The sequence below is a fragment of the Catellatospora methionotrophica genome, assembly GCF_011297335.1.
GTDB lineage: Bacteria > Actinomycetota > Actinomycetes > Mycobacteriales > Micromonosporaceae > Catellatospora > Catellatospora methionotrophica.
Map to the genome: position 1 here is coordinate 105,012 of NZ_JAAOTJ010000020.1, position 22,005 is coordinate 127,016.

Below are 22,005 nucleotides of genomic sequence, written 5' to 3' on the forward strand. Positions count from 1 at the left end.
TGGCGTGCATCAGAACGTCTTGAAGCTGCGGATCGGCATGCGGGGGCCGTATTTCGGGGCGCCGATGCCGGAGGACTCGATGAGGTGGCAGACCCGGCCGCGGTGGCCGGCGAACGGGGCGAGCAGCTCCAGCATCCGGGCGTCGGTGCCGCGCGGCTCCCCGGCCAGGGCGTAGCAGACGAAGTTCGGCAGGTGGAAGTCGCCGACGCTGACCGCGTCGGGGTCGCCGAACACCACGGCGGCCGTCTCGGCGGCGGTCCACGGGCCGATGCCGCGGATGGTGAGCAGGTGCGCGGTCAGGGCCGCGCTGTCGGGGCGGCGTTCGAGCCGCCCGGCCTGGGCGGCGACCCGGCGCAGGGTGTCGGCCCGCCGCTGCTCCAGCCCCAGTGGATGGAACTCGTAGTACTGGGCGCCCGCGATGACCTCCGGGTCCGGGGGCAGCCACAGGTTGTCGACCGGGCCGGGGGCCTTGCCGCCGAACCTGCGGACGATGGCCGCGTACGCGCGGTAGGCCTCGGTGCCGGTGACCTTCTGCTCGCACACCGCGCGCAGCAGCCGGGGCCAGGCCAGGCCGGTCGCGGGCAGGCGCAGTCCGGCGAACTCGCGGGCCAGCCGGGCGACCAGCGGATGGGCCCTGGCCAGCGCGGCGAACCCGGTGACGTCGTCGCGCAGCCCGGCGATGGCCTCGGCGCGTTCGGCCAGCCAGCCCGCGCCCGCCCCGTACGCCTCGATGTGCAGGAAGCCGCCTGCCGAGCGCAGGGCGAGACTGCCCGGACCCTCGGGTGTCCGGGCAGCCAGCCAGTAGACGCCGTCGACCCAGCGTGAGCAGGGGTCGTGGCGACCGAGGCTGAGCTGCGCGAGCGTACCGGCGATGTCGTATCGCTCAGGCAGCTCGTGTCGCTCGGTCACGGCATCGAATCTGCCACGCTCAGACGGCCACCCACAGGGCGGGGGTGGTGGCGGGCTCCCAGCCGGACAGCGAGGTGTGCGCCTGGCGGCAGGCGTAGACGACGCCCTGGTAGGTCACCCGGGCCCCGGTCGCGTAGCCGACGTTCGGCGCCCACGCCGGGTACGACCCGGTCGGGCTGGCCGACGGGCTGCTGCTCGGCGGTGCCGACGGGGAAGCGCTGGGCGACCTGCTCGGCGACGCGCTGGGCGAGGGCGGGGCACTGGGCGACGCGCTCGGCGACGGCGGCGCGCTCGGCGACACCGACGGCGACGGCACGGTGCCGCCGAGGACCACGTCGGCGCACGAGTAGAACGCCTCCGGGCTGTCCGAGCGCTGCCAGACCATGTAGATCAGGTGGCGGCCGGGGTGCCCGGACGGGATGGTCCCGGCGAGGTGGTAGTAGCCGTCGGTGACCGCCGGGTTGGTGACGGTCAGGAACGGGCTGGCCTCCAGGTCGCTCCAGCGCAGCGGGGTGACCGGGTTGTAGCCGGGCCGGGTGATGTAGAGCTGCCAGGTGCCCAGGTGCGGGGCGGTGGCGCGGATCCGGAAGGTGTACGCCCCGGACGCGGGCAGCGTGGTCGTCGGCCAGTCGCCGCGGCCCAGGTCGAGGCCGGCGTACTTGGTGCGGTTGGCGCTGCACAGCTTGCCGTCGGGGATGATGCTGCGGTGCTGCCCGGCGGCGTTGGCGACGTTCACCTCGTTCCAGTCGTAGAGCGGCTGGGTGCCGCCGAGCGCGACGACGGCCTTGCAGGCGTTCGTGTCGGGCGACTCGGGGCCTTCGAGGTAGCAGGTGTAGACGCGGCTGGCCGGGTTGGTCATGGTGCCGTGGCTCGACGCGGGCCCGGTCAGGGCGATCACGGCGAGGGTCGGGGCGAGGGCCAGGACGGTCGTGGCGAGGGCAGCGCGGGTAACGGCGCGCATGCGGTCCACCTCTCTGTGGGAAGTTCCAATAAGGAAACTTAACTAAGAGATGAACTTACGCCTCACGTCCATGCTGATCAATGGGTCGCCGCCGGACCGTTACGCGACGGCGGACTGCCCCCGCTGGGCGGCCAGGGCCAGCGAGCGGTGCAGGAGTTTGCCGTCGCCGAGCAGGTGGCGCAACTTCTTCTCCAGGCCCGCGATCGGGACCAGGTTCTGCGGGGCGCGGGGGTCCTTGTAGGGCAGCGAGGCGAAGCGGGGGATCGTCGCCGTCGACAGCTCGGCCAGCGCGACGGCCTGGTGTTCGGGCAGTTCGGCCGAGCACTCGACACGCACGATGCCCGCCCAGGGCGAGCTGCCGCCGTGCGGCAGGCGCAGATACCAGGTGAGCCGCTCGTAGACGCCCGCGATCCGGAAGACCGGGGTGCGCTGCGCGGGCTTCAGCGCGGCGACCACGCTGATCAGGCGGTCGGGCAGGTACTGCTTCTGCTGGGTCTTGATGTAGCCCAGGGTGCGCGGCAGCGCGTCGCGGCTGCGCAGCGGCCCGTCCACGATCAGCAGATCGCCGTCCTCCCGCAACTGCCGGGACACCTCGATCTCCAGCTCGGTCAGCGCCCGCTGCACGCCGTTGGACAGGTCGCCCTCCTCCGCGCCGATGATGGTCTCCGCGCGGTAGCGGGCGGCCTGCCCGGCGTTCACGTCGGCGGGGCGCTCGGCGGCGGTGAACAGGGTGCGCTCGACCTTCACGCCGGTGACGCTGGCCCCGGACGAGCGCTCGCAGCGCACCACCCCGGCCGCGTACGAGCAGGCCAGACCGGGGCGGGTGACCCCGTCGTGGTCCTCGATCCAGAGCCGGGCGTCGGTGCGGCGTACGCCGTCGACGAGCAGCACCACGTCCGGGGCGCGTACGCCCGGCGGGGTGTCCAGGGGTCGCCAGTCCGCCGCCAGCAGCTCGATCTCGGCGTCGAGCTTGGCGCTGCTGGCCTCGGCGGGCCCCCGGTCCGCGCCGTCGAGGCTGGCGCCGAAGCCGGGATCCCAGGCGTCCACATGGAACTTCATGAGATCTGTCTACCAGCTCTCGTCTATCCGACCCGCTCCACGCGGGCCGTACGGGCGTCCTTGCTGATCTCGAAGCGGACCGGGATGCGTTCAGCCAGCGCCTGCACGTGCGTCACCACGCCGACCATGCGATCACCCGTCGCCGCAAGGTTCTCCAGCGTAGCGGCGACCGTGTCCAGGGTGGACGCGTCCAATGTGCCGAAGCCCTCGTCGAGCATGATGGACTCCAGGCTCGCCGTCGGCGACAGGCCGCCGAGCTGGTCGGCCAGCGCCAGCGCGAGCGCCAGCGAGGCCTGGAACGTCTCGCCGCCCGACAGGGTGCGCACGGTGCGGCGCAGCCCGGCGTCGTGGTGGTCGACCACGAAGAACTCGCGGTCCTCGTGGATGAGGTCGTACTGCCCGCCGGACAGCTCGCGCAGGATCGCCGACGCGCCGTCCACGAGGGCGTCCAGCGCCTCCTGCAGCAGCCACGCCTCGAAGTTGTTGGCCCGCAGGTGGGTGGCCAGCGCCGTGGCCACCTGCCGGTCGGTCTCGACCACGGCCCGCTGCGCCCGCAGCGTCTCGGCCTGCGCGCGCCGCTCCAGCAGCGTGTCCCGGGCGGCGGCCATGCGCTCCACGGTCACCGCGGCGGCCCGCTGGTGCTCCCCGGCACCCGGCCGGGGCAGCGCGGCTGCCGCGAACATCTCGTCGAGGCGGTGCACCAGCGCGGTCGCGTGCTCGCGGGCCTGGGCCAGCCGCCCCCGCTCGCCGTCACGGGCGGTCTGCGCGGCGGCGGCCTGCTCGCGGGCCCAGCCGTCCAGGGCGCGCCACGCGGCCGCGAGGTCGTCGCGGTCGGCGGCGGGCGGGACCAGCGCGGTCACCGTGTCGCGGGCCGCGTCGAACGAGCGCCAGCCCGCCGCCAGCCGGTCCTGGGCCTGCTGGGCGAACCCGGCGGCCTGCCGTTGCGCCTCCCGCGCGGCCCGCAGTGCCGTGGTCGCCATGGCCAGTTCGCGGCGCAGCGCCTCGGCGGCGGTGAGCTGTTCGCGCAGCTTCGGCACCGGGGCGGCGCCGTGCAGCACCCGGGCGACCTCGGCGGCCCGCACCCCGAGGGCCTCACGCTGCGTGGACGCCCGCGCGTGCCGCACGCTCGCCTCGTTGACCTTGCGGTCGAGCTGCTCGCGCGCGGCACGGGTGGTGGTCACCGTCTGCTCGGCCTGCTCGACGACCTTCTTCGCGGCGGTCATCGCGGGCTGGTCGGGCATCGGTGGCACGGTCGCCACGTGCTGCGTGCAGACCGGGCAGGCGTGCCCCGCCTTCAGGTCCCGGCGCAGCCAGGCGGCCCGGTCGGAGGTCTGCGCGGCCTGCAGCGCCTGCTGCGCGTCGGTCAGCGCCCGCTCGGCCTGCGTCTGGCGGGCCACGGCGGTCTGCTGCGCGCCGAGCGCGGAGTCGTGCAGCTGCTGCGCCTGCGACGCGGCCGCGTCGAGTTCGGACAGCTGGGTGGCCAGCCGCGAGTTCTCGGCGTGCGCCTCCAGCAGCCCGCGCAGCACCGTCGGGTCGGCGGCTGCCTCCAGCTGGGCGCGCACCTTCTCCTCGGACTCCTCGGCGGTGCCGACCGCGATCGCGGCGTCGGCCGCGGCGGCCGCCGCGGCACGGGCCGTCTGCGCCAGCGTGGTCACCCCGGCGGGCGCGGCGACCGCGGTGAGCACGCGCAGCCGCTGCTCGGCGGCGGTCGCCTCGGCGCTGACCTGCTCGACCCTGCGCTGGGCCTCGGCCAGCTCCGGCAGCGCGGCGTCGACGTCGGCGGCCAGCGCGCGGGCCTGCTCCAGCCGCTGCTCGGCGGCCTCGATCGCCTCGTCGGAGGCGGCGGCGGTCAGCTCGTTGAGCACCGGCTCGGTCGCGGCGAGCTTCGCGTTGGCCTCGCCGACCAGCGTGGCGGCCTTCTCCCGGATCTTCTCGTACACGTCCAGGCCCAGCAGCCGGACCAGGATCTCCTGCCGCTCGGCGGGCCGCGCGTGCAGGAACGCCGCGAACTCGCCCTGCGGCAGCACCACACACTTGATGAACTGGTCGTACGGCAGCCCGACCACGTCGGCAACAGCGTGGTCCAGTTCGCTCGGCGTGCCCGCCAGGGCCTCGCCCAGCTCGTCGAGCAGGTCGTCGCCGTCCAGCGTGGACGCGTCGAAGCCCGGCGTGAGCGCCTGCAGCCCGGCGGCCCGGGTCGCGGCGCGACCCTTGCCGTCCCGGCGCACCACCCGCGTCGCCGCGTACCGGGTGCCGCCCGCCTCGAAGATGAGCCGGACCGCGGCTTCGGTGGCCGACGGCGCGAGCGCGTGCGCGACGCTGCGGCCGCCGCCCCAGCGCGGCGCGGTCCCGTAGAGCGCGAAACAGATCGCGTCCAGCAGCGTCGACTTTCCCGAACCGGTCGGCCCGACCAGGGCGAAGAAGTCGCAGTCGGTCAGGTCGACCGTGGTCGGCTCCCGGAACACGGTGAACCCGCGCAGGTCCAGTCGCAGCGGCCTCATCCGGCCACCTCCGTGTAGAGGCGGTCGAACAGGTTCTTCGTCGCGGTGTCCTCGTGGCCCCGGTGGGTCAGGTAGTCCGAGAACAGCTCCGGCGCGCTGCGCCCTGAGCGCTGCGGGCGGGCCGCGCGGGTCGCCGCGTCGGGCAGCATCGACGGGTCCACCCGGATCTCCAGGGCGCGCGGATACAGCTCCTGCACCTGCTCTCGCAGTCCGGCGCGGGGCGCCTCGGCGACGTACACCCGCAGCCAGGCGTCGTCCTCGCCCTGCGCCTCGGCCTGCGCGGCCAGCTCCTCCAGGGTGCCGCGCAGCGTACGCAGCGGCGTGACCGTCGGCAGTTCCACCGTGCGCGCCTGCGCCGAGGTCTGTGCGGTCACCTCGACCATGGTCACGCTGGGCCGGTTCTCCTGCTCGCCGAAGTCGACCGCGATAGGGGAGCCGCTGTAGCGGATCGGGCACGCGCCCGGCAGCAGTTGTGCCCGGTGCAGGTGGCCCAGCGCCACGTAGTGGGCGTTGCTCGGGAACACCGACGACGGCACGGCGTAGCCGAGGATGCAGTGCGCGTCGCGCTCGCCGCCGCCCATCGTGCCGCCGACCACGGTCAGGTGCGCGGTGAGCAGGTTGACCGTCTTCGGGTCGGCGAACGCCTGCTCGGCCAGCCGCGCCATCAGCCGCGCCAGGTGATCGGCGTACGTGGCCTGCGCCTCCGCCTCGGTCAGGTCGAACATCTCCAGCGCGCGCACCGCGTACCGCTGGGACAGGAACGGCAGCGCGACGCAGCGCCACGCCTCGCCGTCCTTCGTCGTGCCGGAGACGATGTGGTCGGCCGGATTGTCGCTGACCCGGCCGCGCAGGATGATGCCCGCCGCGTCGGCCCAGGCGCGCAGCGCGTCCAGCGCCGCCCCGTTGTCGTGGTTGCCCGCGATGGCCAGCACCTGCGCCCCGGTGGCCCGCAGCGCGCTCAGCGCCCGGGTCACGATCTTCGTGGCCTCCGGCGACGGGGCGGCCACGTCGAACAGGTCCCCGGCGACGATGATCAGGTCGGGCTGCTCGGCCTGGGCGATCTGGACGACCGCGTGCAGCGCGGCGATCTGCTCCCCGGTGCGGGAGCGGCCTTTGAGCACCTTGCCGACGTGCCAGTCGGAGGTGTGCAGAATCCGCATCGTCAGTCCTTAAACTCGCTGCTCGGGGGACTCAGAAGGGGATCTCGTCGTCGGCCATGCCGTTGCGCGAACCGGAGCCGACGACGGCGAACGGGTCGGTGGCGCTGACCATGCTGGCCAGCGTCGCCCGCGGCGCGGGGCCCGCCTCGCTGGGCCGGGTCGCCCAGGCCGGGAACGGGAACTCCACGGCCAGCGGCACCGGGATCTCCGGCTGGCCCACGAACATGGTGCCCGGCTTGGCCAGCAGCACCCGCTGGCGCTGCGCGGGGGGCAGGAAGCCGTACTCCGGGCGGCCCGCCTCGGCCGGGTCCAGGCGGCCGACGACCCGGATCGCCGAGTTGGCGACGATGCGCCGCTCGACCTCGGACGCGGTCTGCTGCGCCCCGATCAGCACGACGCCCAGCGAGCGGCCGCGCTCGGCGATGTCGAGCAGCACGTCCTTGATCGGGCTGGACCCGTCGCGGGGCGCGTACTTGTTCAGCTCGTCGAGGACCACGAACAGCAGCGGCTTGGGTGAACCCGCCTTCTCCTTGCGCTCGAACTCGGTCTTCAGCGTCACGCCGACCACGAAACGCTGCGCGCGGTCCGGCAGGTTGTGCAGGTCGACCACGGTGACCTGCGCACTTTCGGCGGTGGAGATGCTGTGCGCCCGGCGTTCGGGCAGGTCGCCGCGGACCAGCCGGGCCAGGTCGCGCTTGCTGTTGATCAGCCGCCGGGCGAACGCGTTGATGGTGCCGATGCCGACCGAGCTGCCGGACCAGGTGCCCCGGGTGTCCTCGTCGTTGAGCTGCTCGACCAGGTGGTCGACGAGCTGCTCGTAGCTGTTGATCCGGAAGCCGTCGAGGGTGATGCCGCCGTCGGTGGGCACCGCGTTCTTGGCCAGCTGCGCGGTGACCGAGTGCACCACCATCGTGTACTGCTGGCGTTCGTCGTCGGCGTCGGCGAACACGTACGGCAGCAGCCGGTCGGAGCAGAACTGCGCCAGCGTCCAGTAGAACGGGTCCACGCCGGTCAGGCGGCTGGCCACGTCGGGGCTGCCCGTCGGGTCCCCGGCCCGCGCCGGAGCGAACACGCTGACCTGCGGGAACGGCGCGGCCTCCAGGCCGAGCTTGTGATACTGCGCGCGGGTGCGCTCGTCCAGGCGGGTGTTCTGGTGGTCCAGGAACAGCAGGTCCTCGCCCTTGACGTTGAAGATCAGCGCCTTGGTGTTGACCGCGTCGCCGCCGAACACCCCGGACCGGAACACGGAGTAGAGCAGGAAGGTCGCGAAGCTGGTCTTCGTCGCGACGCCCGAGATGCCCGAGATGGACACGTGCGCGCCGCGGCTGCCGTCGAGGAAGTCGGCGTTGAGGTAGACCGGCTGGCCGTCGCGGCCGGTGCCGATCGGCAGGCGGCGCTGCATGCGGTCGAACGACAGCGCGCTGTCGCGCGACGCGCCCTGGGCCCGGAACGCGACCGCGCCCGGCAGCGGCGGCACGTACACCTCCGGCTCGACGCGGGTCACCGTGACCTCGGCCGCCTCCTGCACCTGCGCGGGCAGCATGCCCTCGGCGATGGCGAACACGTCGGAGTCGAAGCTCGCGCCCTCGTGGCGCGCCCGCACGCTGGTCACCACCCCGGCGATGGTGACCATGCCGATGTCGGGCAGTGGCCGCTGGGTCACCACGACGTCGTCCAGTTGCAGGTACGACCCCTCGGCGACCGCGACCCAGAAGGTCAGCGGACTCGCGTCCTCGGTGCCCAGCACCCGCCCGACCGGCGTACCCGGCTGCTCCTCGCTCACCCGCAGAACCCTAGCGGCCCCCAGCGACAAACCCACCGCTCCGACGCCCCCACAGTGACCAGCCCCCCTCCCCGTGTCGCCTCCCCGACACCCCGTCGCCCGCGCGTCCCCCTCCAGCCGAGATCGCTGTCTTGTGCCGAAAACTAAGGTCAGGCCCCACTTTCGGACACGAGACAGCGATCTTGGCTGGGCGATAGGAAGGTGCCCTTCCTTCGGGTGTGGCGGGTGAGGAGGGAGCCTTCGTCGGTGGTGAGGACGTGGGTGGTGGTCAGGCGGCGGGGCGGGTGGGGGCGGCCTGAGGTGATGCGGCCGGAGCCGGGACCGGCCAGCAGGGGGGACAGGGTCAGGCACAGGTCGTCGACCAGGTCCTCGCCGCCGAGGGAGCCGAGCAGGGTCGGACCGCCCTCGCAGAGGAGCTGGGTGAGGCCGAGGCCGTGCAGCAGTTGCAAGCCGGTGGACAGGTCGGCGATGTCGGCGAGGTCGGCGACGGCGGACAGGGCCCGCCGGGCGGCGGGGTCGGCAGCGGGGCCGGTGAGGATCAGGGGCCGCACGGGGGCGCCGGCCAGGGCGGGTGCGGCGGGGTCCAGGCGCAGCGTGGCCGAGACCACCACCAGCCGGGGGTACGCGCAGAGCCCGTGCTCGCCGCGCCACGCCCGCCGGGCGGGGTCCAGCGTCAGCGGGCGGTAGCGCTCGTCGCGCAGGGTGCCCGCCCCGACGAGCAGCCCGTCGCAGAGCATGCGCAGCAGGCGGAACACGCGCTTGTCGTCCGCGCCGGACAGGCCGGTGGACAGCCCGTCGACGGCGACCGCCCCGTCGAGGCTGGACACGAAGTTCACCCGCAGCCAGGGGGCGTCGGCGCGCGGGTACAGCCGCACCAGTTCGTCGTCGTCCAGCGCGCCCAGGTGCGCGGCGATCACTCGCCCGCCGCCCCGGTGGCCGGGGGAGTGGGCTGCTGCGGCCGGTGCTGGCAGTCGCACCACGACCGGCCCCGGCACTCGCGGTGCCGCCGTTCCCGGCAGGCCTGGCAGATCATGTGACCACTTTATCCGCCGCCGGCGTCCGGCAGTGCCGGTGCGGCGGTCAGGGGGTGCCGATCACGGAGGTGACCTCGCCGTTGCGCTTGCGGGGGCGGCAGCCGACCACGACCAGGCAGTCGCCGGACTGCAGGGTGGTGACCTCCTGCCAGGGCAGCGCCTTGCCGTCGCGCAGCACCGCGACGACCGGCTCGGGGTATTCGCGCGGGGTCCGGCCGACCTCCTCCGGCTGCACCGGCCGCTCGACGAGCTCCAGGCCGTCGCCGTGCACCAGCAGGTCCGAGAAGACCTCGCTGAGCTGCGGAGACTTCGCGGCGACGCCGAGCAGCCGGCCCGCCGCCGCGGACGAGGTGATCACCGCGTCGGCGCCGGAGCGCAGCAGCAGGGGCTCGTTCTCGGCCTCCCTGATCGCGACCGCGACCAGGCACTTCGGGTTGAGCTGGCGGACGGTGAGGGTGGCCAGCACGGCGGTGTCGTCGCGGTTGGTGGCGATGATGACGCGTGCGGCGGTGTGCACCGAGGCCTGCCGCAGCACGATCGCGCGGGTGGCGTCGCCGAGCACGGCGGCGTACCCGTCGCGGTTGGCCTCGTCGACGTACTCCTGCCGGTTGTCGACGACGACCACCTGCTCCGGGGAGGTGCCGGAGGCGTGCAGTTGCTTGATGGCGTTGGCGCCCTTGGTGCCGTATCCGATGACGACGGTGTGCCCTCGCAAGGTCTTCCTCCAGCGGTCGCGCCGCACTTGGTCGCGGTAGTTCTTGGTGAGCACCTGGAACGCGGTGCCGACCAGGATGGCCAGGAAGGCGATCCGCAGCGGGGTGATGACCAGGACGTTCACCAGCCGGGCGGTCGGGCTGACCGGCACGATGTCGCCGTAGCCGGTGGTCGACAGCGTCACCGTGGCGTAGTACAGCGCGTCCAGCCAGCTCATCTGCCCGTCGGAGCTGTCCTTGTAGCCGGTGCCGTCGGCCATCACCACGCACACGACGGCGGCGAGGATGCCCAGGCCGTACAGGACGCGCCGGGTGATCTGGCGGACCGGGTCGATCTCGCGCTCCGGCAGCTTGATCTGCCCGCGTTCGATCGCGGCTCCACTAGTCGTCTTCGGCCCGGCCATGCTCGGAGAGTATCCGACGATCAGCCGCCCAACCCTGACCGTTAGAACGAATTAATAATCGTCGAACGGCCAACAATCTGGCCGTCGTTCCTGGCCAGCCGCTCTCGATCATGCAGTGACGTAGGTAACAGAATGGGAACGCTCCCATCACCTCCCTTGACACCCACGTAACCTCACGGCAATCTCATGGGAGCGCTCCCGACCATGTGGTCCACGCCACAGGGAGACCGATCCCCAAGTTTTCACCCCCACCGCACATCGACGACCTGAGAGGGGTCAGGATGAGCACGAATATGCGGCGCCGTTCCTTCGCGGCGATCGCACTCGCTGCCGCCGTCACGCTCGGCGCAGCGGCCTGCTCGTCGGAGGAGCCGGGCACCGGCACCACTGAGCAGATCACCCTGAATGTGGATGTCTTCGGCAACTTCGGTTACGAAGAGCTTTACAAGCAGTACATGGCCGAGCACCCCAACGTGAAGATCGTTGAGCGTGGCACCGGTTCCCAGCTGGACGCCCACAACCAGCAGCTGACCCAGCGGCTCGCCGCCGGCGCCGGTGCGGGTGACATCGTCGCCCTCGAAGAGGGCGTGATCATCTCCTACCTGGACAAGGCCAACCTGTTCACCGACCTCGGTGAGTACGGTGCCAAGGACCTCGCGGGCAACTTCATCCCGTGGAAGTTCCAGCAGGGCACCACGGCCGACGGCAAGATCCTGGGCCTCGGCACCGACGTCGGCTCGATGGCCATGTGCTACCGCACCGACCTGTTCAAGAAGGCCGGTCTGCCGACCGACCGCGCCGCGGTCTCGGCCCTGTGGCCGACCTGGGACGACTACATCAAGACCGGTCAGACCTTCAAGAGCAAGGTGAAGGACGCGGGCTTCATCGACGCGGTGACCAACACGTACAACACGATCCTGATGCAGAAGGCCGGTCAGGGCGCGGGCTACACGTACTTCGACAAGTCCGGTGCGATGACGATCGACACCAACCCGGCGGTCAAGGACTCCTACGACCTCGCGGTCAAGATCCTGGACGCCGGCCTGTCGGCCAAGCTCCAGGCCTGGACCCAGGAGTGGAACAACGGCTTCAAGCAGGCGCAGTTCGCCACCATCGCCTGCCCGGCGTGGATGACCGGTTACATCACCGAGCAGAACGGCGCCGACGGCAAGGGCAAGTGGGACATCGCTGCCGCGCCCGGCGGCGGCGGCAACTGGGGCGGCTCGTTCCTGGCCGTGCCGAAGCAGTCCAAGCACGCCAAGGAGGCTGCCGAGCTGGTCAAGTTCCTGACCAACCCGGCCGGTCAGACCGCTTCGTTCAAGTCGAAGGGCAACCTGCCCTCGTCGCCGCAGGCGCTGGCCGACCCGGCCGTCAAGGCGGCCGTGAACGAGTACTTCAGCAACGCCCCGACCGGCGACATCTTCGCCAAGGGCGCGCTGGACCTCAAGCCGGTCTACCTGGGTGCGAAGAACGCCCCGGTGCGCACCGCGGTCGAGAACGCGCTCCGCACGGTGGAGCAGGGCACCAAGAAGTCTGCCGACGCCTGGACGGCCGCCGTCACCGACGGCAAGAAGGCCGCTCAGTAAGCAACGCCCGATGAAGCCGGGGTGCGCGGTCGATCCGACCGCCCACCCCGGCCATGGCAGTCACGGTCGGCCGGCAACGCACAGGAGTGGTCATGACAGTGCAATCCTCCACGCGACCTGAGGTCGCGCCGGGGCATCGCCGGGGCGGGTCGACCCCGCCCACGGAACCGCAGCGGAGCAAGGGAGTGCTCGGGCGGCTCGACATCAAATACTCCCCGTACCTGTACATCGCGCCTTTCTTCGTCGTGTTCGGGATCTTCGGCCTCTGGCCGCTGATCTACACGCTGCGGATGTCGCTCTACGACTGGGACCTGGGGTCCACGGTCGAGACCGCGAAGTTCGTCGGGTTCGACAACTTCGCGATGTTCCTGGGCGACTCCGACTTCTGGAACTCGGTCGTCAACACGATCGCGATGTTCCTGATGTCCACGATCCCGCAGCTGATCCTCGCGCTGATCCTCGCGAACGCGCTCAACAAGCGCCTGCGCGGCCGCACGCTGCTGCGCATGGGCGTGCTGATCCCGAACATCACCTCGGTGGCCGCGGTCTCCATCGTCTTCACCCAGCTCTACAACCGCGACTTCGGTCTGATCAACTGGGTGCTCGGCCTCTTCGGCGTCGACGCGATCGACTGGACGGCGCGCAGCTGGTCGTCCTGGGTGGCCATCTCCTCGATGGTCGACTGGCGCTGGACCGGCTACAACGCGCTGATCTTCCTGGCCGCGATGCAGTCCATCCCGCGCGACATCTACGAGTCGGCGTCGATCGACGGCGCGTCGGGCTGGCGGCAGTTCTGGACCATGACCGTGCCGATGCTGCGGCCCACGATCATCTTCGTGACCATCATCTCGACCATCGGCGGCCTGCAGCTCTACGGCGAGCCGCTGCTGTTCACCGGCGGCGGCAACCCGCTGCTGGGCGGCTCGGACCGACAGTCGCAGACGGTCACCATGTTCCTGATGGAGCAGTTCTACATGAAGTTCGAGCTGGGCCGCGCCGCGACGGTCGCCTGGCTGCTCTTCATCCTGATCATGATCTTCAGCATCATCAACTTCCTGTTCACCCGGAGTCTCCGGTCCGCCGACGGGAAGGTCAAGCAGAAGAAGGGCGCGAGCCGATGACCGCCACCGCAGTCCGGACCGGCACCACGCCCGCTCCCGCCCCGAAGCGCCGTCGCCGCAAGGGCGGCGGCGCGGCCGAGCGGCTCTGGCAGGCCAGCCCGCTCACGTACGTCACGCTGCTGGCCGCGGTGGCGCTGTCGATGTTCCCGCTGTACTACATGTTCGTCATCGCGACGCGCACCAACGACGCGATCGGGCAGACCCCGCCCCCGGTGACCCCGGGCGGCGAGATCGGCGGCAACGTCGACCGCCTGCTGGGCAACGAGAGCGCCGCGTTCATGACGGGCCTGGTGAACTCCGCGATCGTCGCGACGGTCGTCACCGTGTTCGTGGTGTTCTTCTCGTCGCTGGCCGGCTTCGCGTTCGCCAAGCTGCGGTTCAAGGGCCGCAACGGGATGATGCTGGCCATCCTCATCACGATGATGGTGCCGACGCAGCTGGGCATCGTGCCGCTCTACCAGATGATGTACGAGTGGGACCTGCACAACAAGCTGCCCTCGATCATCCTGCCGTTCCTGGTCAGCGGCTTCGGCGTGTTCATGATGCGCCAGTACGCGAGCCAGGCCGTGCCCGACGAGCTGATCGAGGCCGCCCGCATGGACGGCTGCAGCACGTTCCGCACGTACTGGAACGTCGTGCTGCCGGGACTGCGTCCCGCCATCGCGGTGCTGGGCCTGTTCACCTTCATGGAGCAGTGGAACTCGTTCCTCTGGCCGCAGATCGCGCTGGGCGACCCGACGAACCCGACCGTTCAGCTGTCCCTGCAGCGCCTCTCGCAGGGTTATTACAACGATTACTCCCAGGTGTTCGCGGGTACGCTGCTCAGTGTCGTGCCGTTGCTCGTGATCTTCATTATCTTCGGTCGTCAGATCATCGGCGGCATCATGGAAGGTGCTGTAAAAGCGTGACCACTCAGCAAGACCCTCAGCTCGCCACGCCGTCCGTGTCCTTCCCCCAGGGCTTCCTGTGGGGTGCGGCCACTGCCTCCTACCAGATCGAGGGCGGCGCGTCCGAGGACGGGCGCACCCCGTCCATCTGGGACACCTTCTCCCGTACCCCGGGCAAGGTGCTCAACGCGGACTCCGGCGACGTCGCCTGCGACCACTACCACCGCAGGGCCGACGACGTCGCCCTCATGGCCGAGCTAGGGCTCCAGTCCTACCGCTTCTCCGTCGCGTGGCCCCGGGTGCAGCCCGGCGGCCGCGGGCCGGCCAACTCCAAAGGTCTCGACTTCTACCGGGGACTGGTGGACGACCTGCTCAGCAAGGGCATCGAGCCCTGGCTGACGCTCTACCACTGGGACCTGCCGCAGGAGCTCGAGGACGCCGGCGGCTGGCCGGAGCGGGACACCGCCTACCGGTTCGCCGAGTACGCGGGCCTGGTCCACGACGCGCTCGGTGACCGGGTGAAGTTCTGGACCACGCACAACGAGCCCTGGTGCAGCGCCTTCCTCGGCTACGGCTCGGGCGTGCACGCGCCCGGCGTGACCGACGGCGCGAAGGCCCTCGCGGCCGCGCACCACCTCAACCTGGGCCACGGCCTGGCGGTGCAGGCGATCCGCGCGGCGGTGCCGGACCGGCAGATGGGCATCACGCTCAACCTGCACTCGCTGCAGGCCGCCACGGACTCGGCCGAGGACCGCGACGCGGTACGCCGCATCGACGGCGTCGGCAACCGGATCTTCCTCGACCCGGTCTTCCGCGGCGAGTACCCGGCCGACCTGCTGGCCGACACCGCGGAGCTGACCGACTGGTCCTTCGTGCAGCCCGGCGACCTGGAGATCATCAACCAGCCGCTGGACATGCTCGGCGTCAACTACTACACCCGGCAGGTCGTGGCCGGTCCGTCCGACGACGGCGCGCCCCGGTCGCACTGGCGGGCCCCGTCGGCGTGGCCGGGCAGCGGCCAGGTCCGCTTCCTGACCCGGGAGCTCCCGGTCACCGAGATGGGCTGGGAGGTCGACCCCGACGGGCTCGTCGACCTGCTCAAGAGCACCCACGAGAACTACGGGCCGATCCCGATGTACATCACCGAGAACGGCGCGGCGTACGACGACCAGGTCGCCCCCGACGGCTCGGTGCCGGACCCGGACCGCGTCGCCTACCTGGACGCCCATCTGAAGGCGTGCCATGAGGCGATGGCGGACGGGGTGCCCTTGCGGGGATACTTCGCGTGGTCGCTGCTGGACAACTTCGAGTGGGCCTGGGGATACTCGCGGCGGTTCGGCATCGTCCACGTCGACTATGACACCCAGGTACGCACGCCCAAGACCAGTGCACACTGGTACGCGGACGTGATCCGGCGCGGCGGGCTCGCCGCCTGACGGCACAGCATTCCGGGGCCGGTCACCGGCCGGCCCCGGACCTGCCCAGAACGAGGAGCATCGATGACGACGCAGCGCACCAGGTCTGCGGGGCGGCCCACGCTGGATGAGGTGGCCGCGCTCGCCGGCGTGGGCCGGGGCACCGTGTCGCGGGTCGTCAACGGCTCACCCCAGGTCAGCCCGGAAGCCCGCTCGGCCGTCCAGGAGGCGATCAAGGAGCTGGGCTACGTGCCCAACCGCGCCGCCCGCGCCCTGGTCACCCAGCGCACCGACTCCGTCGCCCTGGTCGTGTCCGAGTCTCAGGAGCGCGTCTTCACCGAGCCGTTCTTCGCCGGCATCGTGCGCGGCATCAGTTCCGCCCTGGCCGACACGTCCCTGCAGCTGTGGCTGGCCATGGCGCAGACCCACGGCGAGCGCCAGCGCATCGAGAACCACCTGACCAGCCAGCACGTCGACGGCGTACTGCTGGTCATGCTGCACGAGTCCGACCCGCTGCCGCAGCTGCTGCGCCAGCGCGGCCTGCCGACCGTGCTCGGCGGCCGCCCCGTCAACGTCGACCCGCAGATCTCGTACGTCGACATGGACAACGTCAACGGCGCCCGCGCCGCCGTCGAGTACCTGCTGGCCTCCGGCCGCAAGCGGGTCGCCACCATCGCCGGACCGCAGGACCTCGGCGTCGGCGTCGACCGGCTCGTCGGCTACCGCGCCGCCGTGCAGAACGCCGCCGTCGAGCCGCTCATCGAGTTCGGCGACTTCAGCGAGTACAGCGGCGTCGACGCGATGCGCCGCCTGCTGGCCCGCCGCCCCGACCTCGACGCCGTCTTCGTCGCCTCCGACCTGATGGCGGCCGGTGCGGTGCGCGCCCTGCGCGACAACGGCCGCCGCATCCCCGAGGACGTCGCCGTGATCGGGTTCGAGGATTCGCCCGTCGCCCGGCAGACCGACCCGCCGCTCACCACGGTCTACCAGCCTGTCGAGGACATGGGCCGGCACATGGTCCGACTGCTGCTCAGCCGCATCCGCGGCGAGGACCAGCCCACCCACGTCCTGCTCGACACCCACCTGGTCCACCGCAACTCCGCATAACCACCTCCCCGCCCTGCGCCCCGCCCCTGCCCCCGAGCAGCGCGCGCCTGCGCGCCCACTCCGCGCGCCGCGCGGCGGCCCCGTTTCTCATAGACGCTGGCCTATCTCATCGAGTTTGATCTGCTTATTTTCGATGAGATAGGCCAGCGTCTATCAAGAGCGTGAGTCGGGCGGCCGGGCCGGACGAATGGGCGGTGGGCGGGGAGAGAATTCATTCGTCGTCCGGTGGATGGACACGCGTTGACGGGTGTGCGGGCGGGCGGGGAGGATATGGGTCCGCCCCATGTCGGGCGGTGTGATTCATTTACTGTGATCGCTGTTGGTGAGGCGAAGGTGTGGTGTTACCGCACCATTTGCCTGTGATCAGCGATCATGGGTGGGTCCCGGGTGGCGGCAATGGCGGCGCCGGACCGGTGAAGACGGCGCTGAGCTGCGGGTACGCGGTGGATTTTGTCGCCCGCGGATACGGCGCCGCAATGTGTGCGAAACGGTAATAGGGCAAGGTCGGGCAGAGTTCCGGCACGAGCCCGTGTGCCGTCGTGGAGAGGAGCCGCCATGCTGCTGAGGGTCAGAGTCGCCCTGCCCGATCGTCCCGGATCGCTGGGGCAGGTGGCCCGGACTCTGGGCGTGGCGGGTGCGGACATCGTCCAGGTGGTGGTGCTCGAACGCCTCGGCGGGCGGGCCATCGACGACTTCACCGTGGTGTGGCCCGGTGGGGCAGGGGTCGAGCGGCTGCGGGCGGGACTGGGCGCGATGCCCGGGGTGCGGGTCGACGGAATCTGGCGGGCGATCGGCGCACCGGTGGCCGGTGCGTTCGACGCCGAACTGCTGACCCAGGTGGCCGCGAACCCGAACGAGGGCCTGGCCACCCTGGTGGACACGGTGCCCGCGCTGCTGGCCGCCGACTGGGCGATGGCGCTGCGGGTGCCCGCCGACTGGGCCGCCCGCGGCTCCGTGGGCATCGACGCCCGCCACGGCGCGGACGACATGGCCCTGCTGGGCGCGGTGCGCAAGCGCCCGCTGCCGCCGATCGTGTACTCAAGCTGGCGCGCACCGGAGCAGCTTCAGCTGCCCGAGGTCACGCCGCTGCGGGCACGGGCGATCACCGGTGCGGACGGCACCCGCTACGCGCTCGCGCCGTTCGGGCGGGCGGGACTGGTGCTGGTCGTGGCGCGCTCGGCAGACGCGGAGCTGCCCGTGGCGGTGTTCCACGCGACCGAGGTCGACCGGGTGGCGCAGCTGGTGCGGGCCGCCGCGGCGATCGTCGGCGAGCGGCTGGACGCGGCCAAGCCGCCCGTCCCCCGCGCGGCGCAGCGCTCTGCCGAGGAGCCGGCGTCTGCGGTCTGAACTGCGCAGATGTGCCTGCCGTGTGACCTCGGGCATAGTTAGATCTTGACCAGACCGTGTAACCGACCCGAAACACGGCAGGCGCACGCTGATTCCTGTCGGTGCTCGCCCTCATCATGGAGGAGCGTTCATCGGCAGGCAGTCTGCCGCAGGGATCGGAGCAGGTCATGGCGTTGTGGCGAGTGAGGGCGACCGTCGACGATCGTCCGGGGTTCCTGGCGGTGCTGACGGCGAGTCTCGCCCTGCGGACGGTCAACATCCTCGCCGTGCAGGTGCACACCACCGAGGCCGGGGCCGTCGACGACTTCCTGGTGGACGCGCCCGACGCGCTTTCCGAGGACGAGCTGGTCGCCGCCATCGAGCGCGGCCGGGGCCGGGACGCCTGGGTCAGCCGCACCGACGCGTACGGCCTGATCGACCCGCCGACGCAGGCACTGGGCCTGGCCGCCCGGCTCGCCGCCGACCCCGACGACCTGCACACCGCGCTGTCCGGCCTGCTCGGCGGCAGCCTGGTCCGGCGCGAGCAGGGCGGCGCGACCGTCACCGGGCACGCCGACACCACGATGCGCCTGGCCGACCCGTTCACCGACGGCGGCGTGCTGGTGGTGACCCGGCTCGCCCCGGCGTTCACCCCGGCCGAGTTCGCCCGCGCGCAGGCGCTGGTCGAGGTCGCCCGGGCGGCGCTGACCCGGCGGCTGGCCAGCGCGGTCGTGCTGCTGCCCGACGGGACCGAGGTCGCCTTCCGCCCGGCCGGTTCGGCGGACGTGTCCGCGGTGGACGACATGCACGCCCGCTGCGGCGACCGCAGCCTGTTCATGCGCTACCTCGCCGGGACGCGCGGCCCGAGCCGCGGGCGGCTGCACCGCCTGCTGACCCCGGCCCGCGGCTGCACGCTGGTCGCGGAGACCGCGGTTGCGGGCACCGAGGGCAGCCGGGTGGTGGCGGTGGCGAACCTGATCGGCGAGGGCGAGACCGCCGAGGTCGCGCTGCTGGTCGAGGACGGGTGGCAGCGGCGGGGCATCGGCACGGCGCTGCTGCGGCGGCTGCTGACGCTGGCCGGTCCGGCAGGCTTCCGCTCGGTCACCCTGCATACGCACTGCGACAACGACGCGATGCTGCGGACGATGAAGCGGCTGCCGCACCCGGCCCGCACGGACCGCGACGGCACCCTCATCAGTGCCACGATCGCAGTGTCTGAGCTGCGTGCGGCCGTGTGACCTGGGTGGGTGACGCGATCGACCGTAGGTAGGCGGTCGCACACATTGTGCGATGGCGACACTTGCGCCCGTCACACCATTTCACTCATGACCGCCCCTCACATACCTCCCACGGGATACCGTGACGCTCCGTTGACCGCATGGGACCCGGACCGCCCCGTCGATTTCGCCGAGGCAGAGGAGTTCCTGCGTGCCTGCCACGCCGAGCTGCCCAAGCTCGGCCCGGTCGAGCCACGGCTGGCCGTGGTACGCGAACAGATCGCCGCGCTGGGGACGTACACCCACACCCACGCCGAGCTGGTCCACGGGGCCCGGATGGCCTGGCGCAACGCGAGCCGGTGCATCGGCCGGGTGTACTGGCGCAGCCTCACGGTGCTCGACCGGCGTCAGCACCGCGCGCCCGACCAGATCTTCGACGACCTCGTCAGCCACCTGCACACGGCCACCGGCGAGGGGCACAACCGGGGCAAGCTGCGGGCGGTCATCTCGATCTTCGGCCAGGCGGTCCCCGGCCGCCCGGTGACCCGCCTGTGGAACGACCAGCTCATCCGGTACGCGGGCTACCGCGGCGACGACGGCATGACCGGCGACCCGCAGTACGAGCAGTTCACCTCGGCCGTGTCCCGGCTCGGCTGGACCGGCAAGGGCAGCGCGTTCGACCTGCTGCCGCTGGTGCTGCAGACCGGCGACGGCGACCCCCGGCTCTACGAGCTGCCCGAGTCGGCGGTGCTGGAGGTGCCGCTGGCCCACCCGGAGTACAGCTGGTTCGCCGAACTCGGCCTGCGCTGGCACGCGGTGCCCGCGATCGCCAACATGCGGCTGTCCATCGGCGGGGTCGACTACCCGCTCGCGCCGTTCTCGGGCTGGTACATGGGCACCGAGATCGGCGCCCGCAACCTCGCCGACGCCCACCGCTACGACCAGATCCCCGTGGTCGCGGAGCGGCTGGGCCTGGACACCAGCAGCGAGTCCACGCTGTGGCGGGACCGGGCGCTGGTCGAGCTGAACCGGGCGGTGCTGTGGTCCTTCGAGCGCGCCGGGGTACGCGTCACCGACCACCACAGCGAGTCGCGGCTGTTTCTGACCCACGTCGAGCGCGAGCGCCGCGCGGGCCGGGACACCCCGGCGGACTGGACCTGGATCGTGCCGCCGATCTCGGGCGGGCTCACCCCGGTGTTCCACCGCTACTACACCGAGGCTGACCAGCGGCCGAACTTCTACCTGGACCGCTCCGCACAGCAACTGTCGCTGACCGCGATACCGCAGGTGTCGGTGCCGGCGCAGCGCACCTCGCCGGAACTGCGCACCCCGGCCGAACCGGCGGCCGCGGTCTGCCCGGTCACCGGCCAGACCGGCGCCAGGCCCGTGGCGGAGCCGGAGCCGCTGCCCGCCGACCAGGACTTCGGCCCTGATATCGACCTGCATCCGGCGTACGCCGCCGATCCGGAGGCGACGGTGCGCATCCCGGTCCGGCCGAAGGCTGCACCGGGGGCGGCCGACCCGGACGCCACCGTGGCGATCCCGGCTGGGCCGACGCCGATCACCGCCGAACCGGTGCCCGCCCGCAAGAGAGGACTGCGCCGACTGCTCGGCTGACGGCGTACCCCCGGATCTTGTGCAGTCGGTGTCGTCCTGGCAGCACAGACTGCACAAGATCCGACCCCGGCGGCCGGGTATCGATCTTGGAGGGAGCTGCCATCGGGGCAGGGGATGGACTATGGTCGGTGCACGCTGAACCCCCGCCCCCTCAGGAGTTCGCATGCAACGACGCATCGCGGTTGTCGCTGTGCTCGTCATGATGGCGCTCGCGGCGTGCGGTTCCCCCTCGGATCCCGCCGCCGGTGGCACCACCCCGACGCCGTCGCCCGCCCCCGCGGTGACGCCCACGGCGTCGCCGTCGCCGTCCCTGTCGGCGGTGCCCAGCGCCACGCCGAGCGCGTCCCCGACGCCGAGCCCGACCAAGGCGGCGCCGCCGCCGACCTCGGGCAAGCCGATCAGCTGCACGGGCAAGGTCGCGCAGAGCAAACCGGTGGCCAGCGGTGCCGGTCCCGGCGGTTCGATCCTGAAGACCGGGTCGGCGGCGGTCGCGCTGACGTTCGACGACGGGCCGGACCCGATCAACACGCCGAAGATCCTCGACGCGCTGAAGCAGTGCGGGGTGAAGGCGACGTTCTGTGTCGTCGGTTTCCGCGCGCGGGACCACGCGGACCTGATCACCCGTATCGCGGCCGAGGGCCACACCCTGTGCAACCACTCCTGGCAGCACCTGTTCGACCTGGCCAAGCGGGATGACGCGTACATCCGCAAGGACCTGGAGAACACGAACAAGATGATCCTGCGGGCCGCTCCCGGCGCGCGGGTCGCCTACTTCCGCGCCCCCGGCGGCAACTTCACCGCCAAGCTGGTGAAGATCGCCGCCGAGCTGGGCATGAAGTCGATCTACTGGCACGTGGACCCGCGCGACTGGGAGAGCGCCAAGTTCGGCAAGGGCACGGCGATGGTCAACCACGTCATCGCGGCGGTGGAGCGCGACGTGCGCCCCGGCTCGATCGTGCTGTCGCACGACAACGGCAAACCCGACACCATCGTGGCGTACCGCACCCTGCTGCCCTGGCTGAAGGCCCGCTACACCCTCATCGCCCTCCCCGACACCGCCCCCACCCCACCCTCCCCAGCCACCCCCCTGCCCTAACCTCACCCCCACGCCGCGCACCGCACCGCCCGCGCGCCGCCCTCGCGCCGCGCGCCCGCCCGCGCGCCGCGCGCCCGCCACTGGCGCAACTCTTAAAGAGTCGCGCCAT

17 protein-coding genes are annotated in these 22,005 nt (G+C 71.8%); 9 read left to right on the forward strand and 8 right to left on the reverse strand.

Annotated elements, in window-relative coordinates:
• Positions 1-9: 9 nt before the first annotated feature.
• The 8 genes from HAV40_RS31595 to HAV40_RS31630 all read right to left on the reverse strand — a co-directional run bounded on the left by HAV40_RS31595 (position 10) and on the right by HAV40_RS31630 (position 10,524).
• On the reverse strand, positions 10-909 hold the full coding sequence (locus HAV40_RS31595; protein ID WP_166387781.1) for a DNA-3-methyladenine glycosylase family protein: 900 nt from the start codon (positions 907-909) through the stop codon (positions 10-12).
• A gap of 19 nt (positions 910-928) precedes the next feature.
• Positions 929-1,870 (reverse strand): lytic polysaccharide monooxygenase auxiliary activity family 9 protein, encoded by a 942-nt coding sequence (locus tag HAV40_RS31600; RefSeq protein ID WP_166387783.1) that lies wholly within the window; start codon positions 1,868-1,870, stop codon positions 929-931.
• Between the two features lie 99 nt (positions 1,871-1,969).
• Entirely contained in the window at positions 1,970-2,929 is a 960-nt protein-coding gene (locus HAV40_RS31605; RefSeq protein WP_166387785.1) for a hypothetical protein, read from the reverse strand.
• A gap of 23 nt (positions 2,930-2,952) precedes the next feature.
• Complete coding sequence (locus HAV40_RS31610) at positions 2,953-5,430, reverse strand: AAA family ATPase (protein ID WP_166387787.1); 2,478 nt, start codon at positions 5,428-5,430, stop codon at positions 2,953-2,955.
• Positions 5,427-6,590, reverse strand: coding sequence for an exonuclease SbcCD subunit D (locus tag HAV40_RS31615; protein ID WP_166387789.1), 1,164 nt, complete (start codon positions 6,588-6,590; stop codon positions 5,427-5,429). The genes HAV40_RS31610 and HAV40_RS31615 overlap by 4 nt, the downstream gene beginning before the upstream one ends.
• 31 nt (positions 6,591-6,621) lie before the next feature.
• A complete protein-coding gene (locus tag HAV40_RS31620) occupies positions 6,622-8,373 on the reverse strand; it encodes an ATP-binding protein (protein WP_409364986.1) in 1,752 nt (583 codons plus the stop codon).
• Between the two features lie 149 nt (positions 8,374-8,522).
• Positions 8,523-9,275, reverse strand: a complete 753-nt coding sequence (locus HAV40_RS31625) for a dihydrofolate reductase family protein (protein WP_239086680.1) — start codon at positions 9,273-9,275, stop codon at positions 8,523-8,525.
• 178 nt (positions 9,276-9,453) lie between these two features.
• A complete protein-coding gene (locus HAV40_RS31630; protein WP_166387791.1) occupies positions 9,454-10,524 on the reverse strand; it encodes a potassium channel family protein in 1,071 nt (356 codons plus the stop codon).
• A 281-nt stretch (positions 10,525-10,805) separates the two neighbouring features.
• Here HAV40_RS31630 and HAV40_RS31635 point away from each other — a divergent pair, with 281 nt between their 5' ends.
• From HAV40_RS31635 to HAV40_RS31675, 9 genes are all read left to right on the forward strand, one after another.
• Positions 10,806-12,110, forward strand: a complete 1,305-nt coding sequence (locus HAV40_RS31635; RefSeq protein ID WP_166387792.1) for an ABC transporter substrate-binding protein — start codon at positions 10,806-10,808, stop codon at positions 12,108-12,110.
• Between the two features lie 92 nt (positions 12,111-12,202).
• Positions 12,203-13,231, forward strand: coding sequence for a carbohydrate ABC transporter permease (locus tag HAV40_RS31640; protein WP_166387794.1), 1,029 nt, complete (start codon positions 12,203-12,205; stop codon positions 13,229-13,231).
• Positions 13,228-14,139: a carbohydrate ABC transporter permease gene (locus HAV40_RS31645; RefSeq protein ID WP_166387796.1), complete on the forward strand. Its 912-nt coding sequence runs from the start codon at positions 13,228-13,230 to the stop codon at positions 14,137-14,139. The genes HAV40_RS31640 and HAV40_RS31645 overlap by 4 nt, the downstream gene beginning before the upstream one ends.
• Positions 14,136-15,554, forward strand: a complete 1,419-nt coding sequence (locus tag HAV40_RS31650; RefSeq protein WP_166387798.1) for a GH1 family beta-glucosidase — start codon at positions 14,136-14,138, stop codon at positions 15,552-15,554. Before HAV40_RS31645 ends, HAV40_RS31650 begins: the two co-directional genes overlap by 4 nt.
• Positions 15,555-15,617: 63 nt before the next feature.
• On the forward strand, positions 15,618-16,640 hold the full coding sequence (locus tag HAV40_RS31655) for a LacI family DNA-binding transcriptional regulator (RefSeq protein ID WP_166387800.1): 1,023 nt from the start codon (positions 15,618-15,620) through the stop codon (positions 16,638-16,640).
• Between the two features lie 555 nt (positions 16,641-17,195).
• Positions 17,196-17,987 carry an ACT domain-containing protein gene (locus HAV40_RS31660; protein WP_166387802.1) on the forward strand — a complete coding sequence of 264 codons (792 nt, stop codon included), beginning with the start codon at positions 17,196-17,198 and terminating at the stop codon, positions 17,985-17,987.
• A gap of 167 nt (positions 17,988-18,154) precedes the next feature.
• Positions 18,155-19,204: a GNAT family N-acetyltransferase gene (locus HAV40_RS31665; protein ID WP_166387804.1), complete on the forward strand. Its 1,050-nt coding sequence runs from the start codon at positions 18,155-18,157 to the stop codon at positions 19,202-19,204.
• Positions 19,205-19,336: 132 nt separating this feature from the next.
• A complete protein-coding gene (locus HAV40_RS31670) occupies positions 19,337-20,800 on the forward strand; it encodes a nitric oxide synthase oxygenase (RefSeq protein ID WP_239086605.1) in 1,464 nt (487 codons plus the stop codon).
• Positions 20,801-20,963: 163 nt separating this feature from the next.
• The gene (locus tag HAV40_RS31675) at positions 20,964-21,896 is read left to right on the forward strand and encodes a polysaccharide deacetylase family protein (protein WP_239086610.1); all 933 of its coding nucleotides are present in this window, start codon (positions 20,964-20,966) and stop codon (positions 21,894-21,896) included.
• Positions 21,897-22,005: the final 109 nt, after the last annotated feature.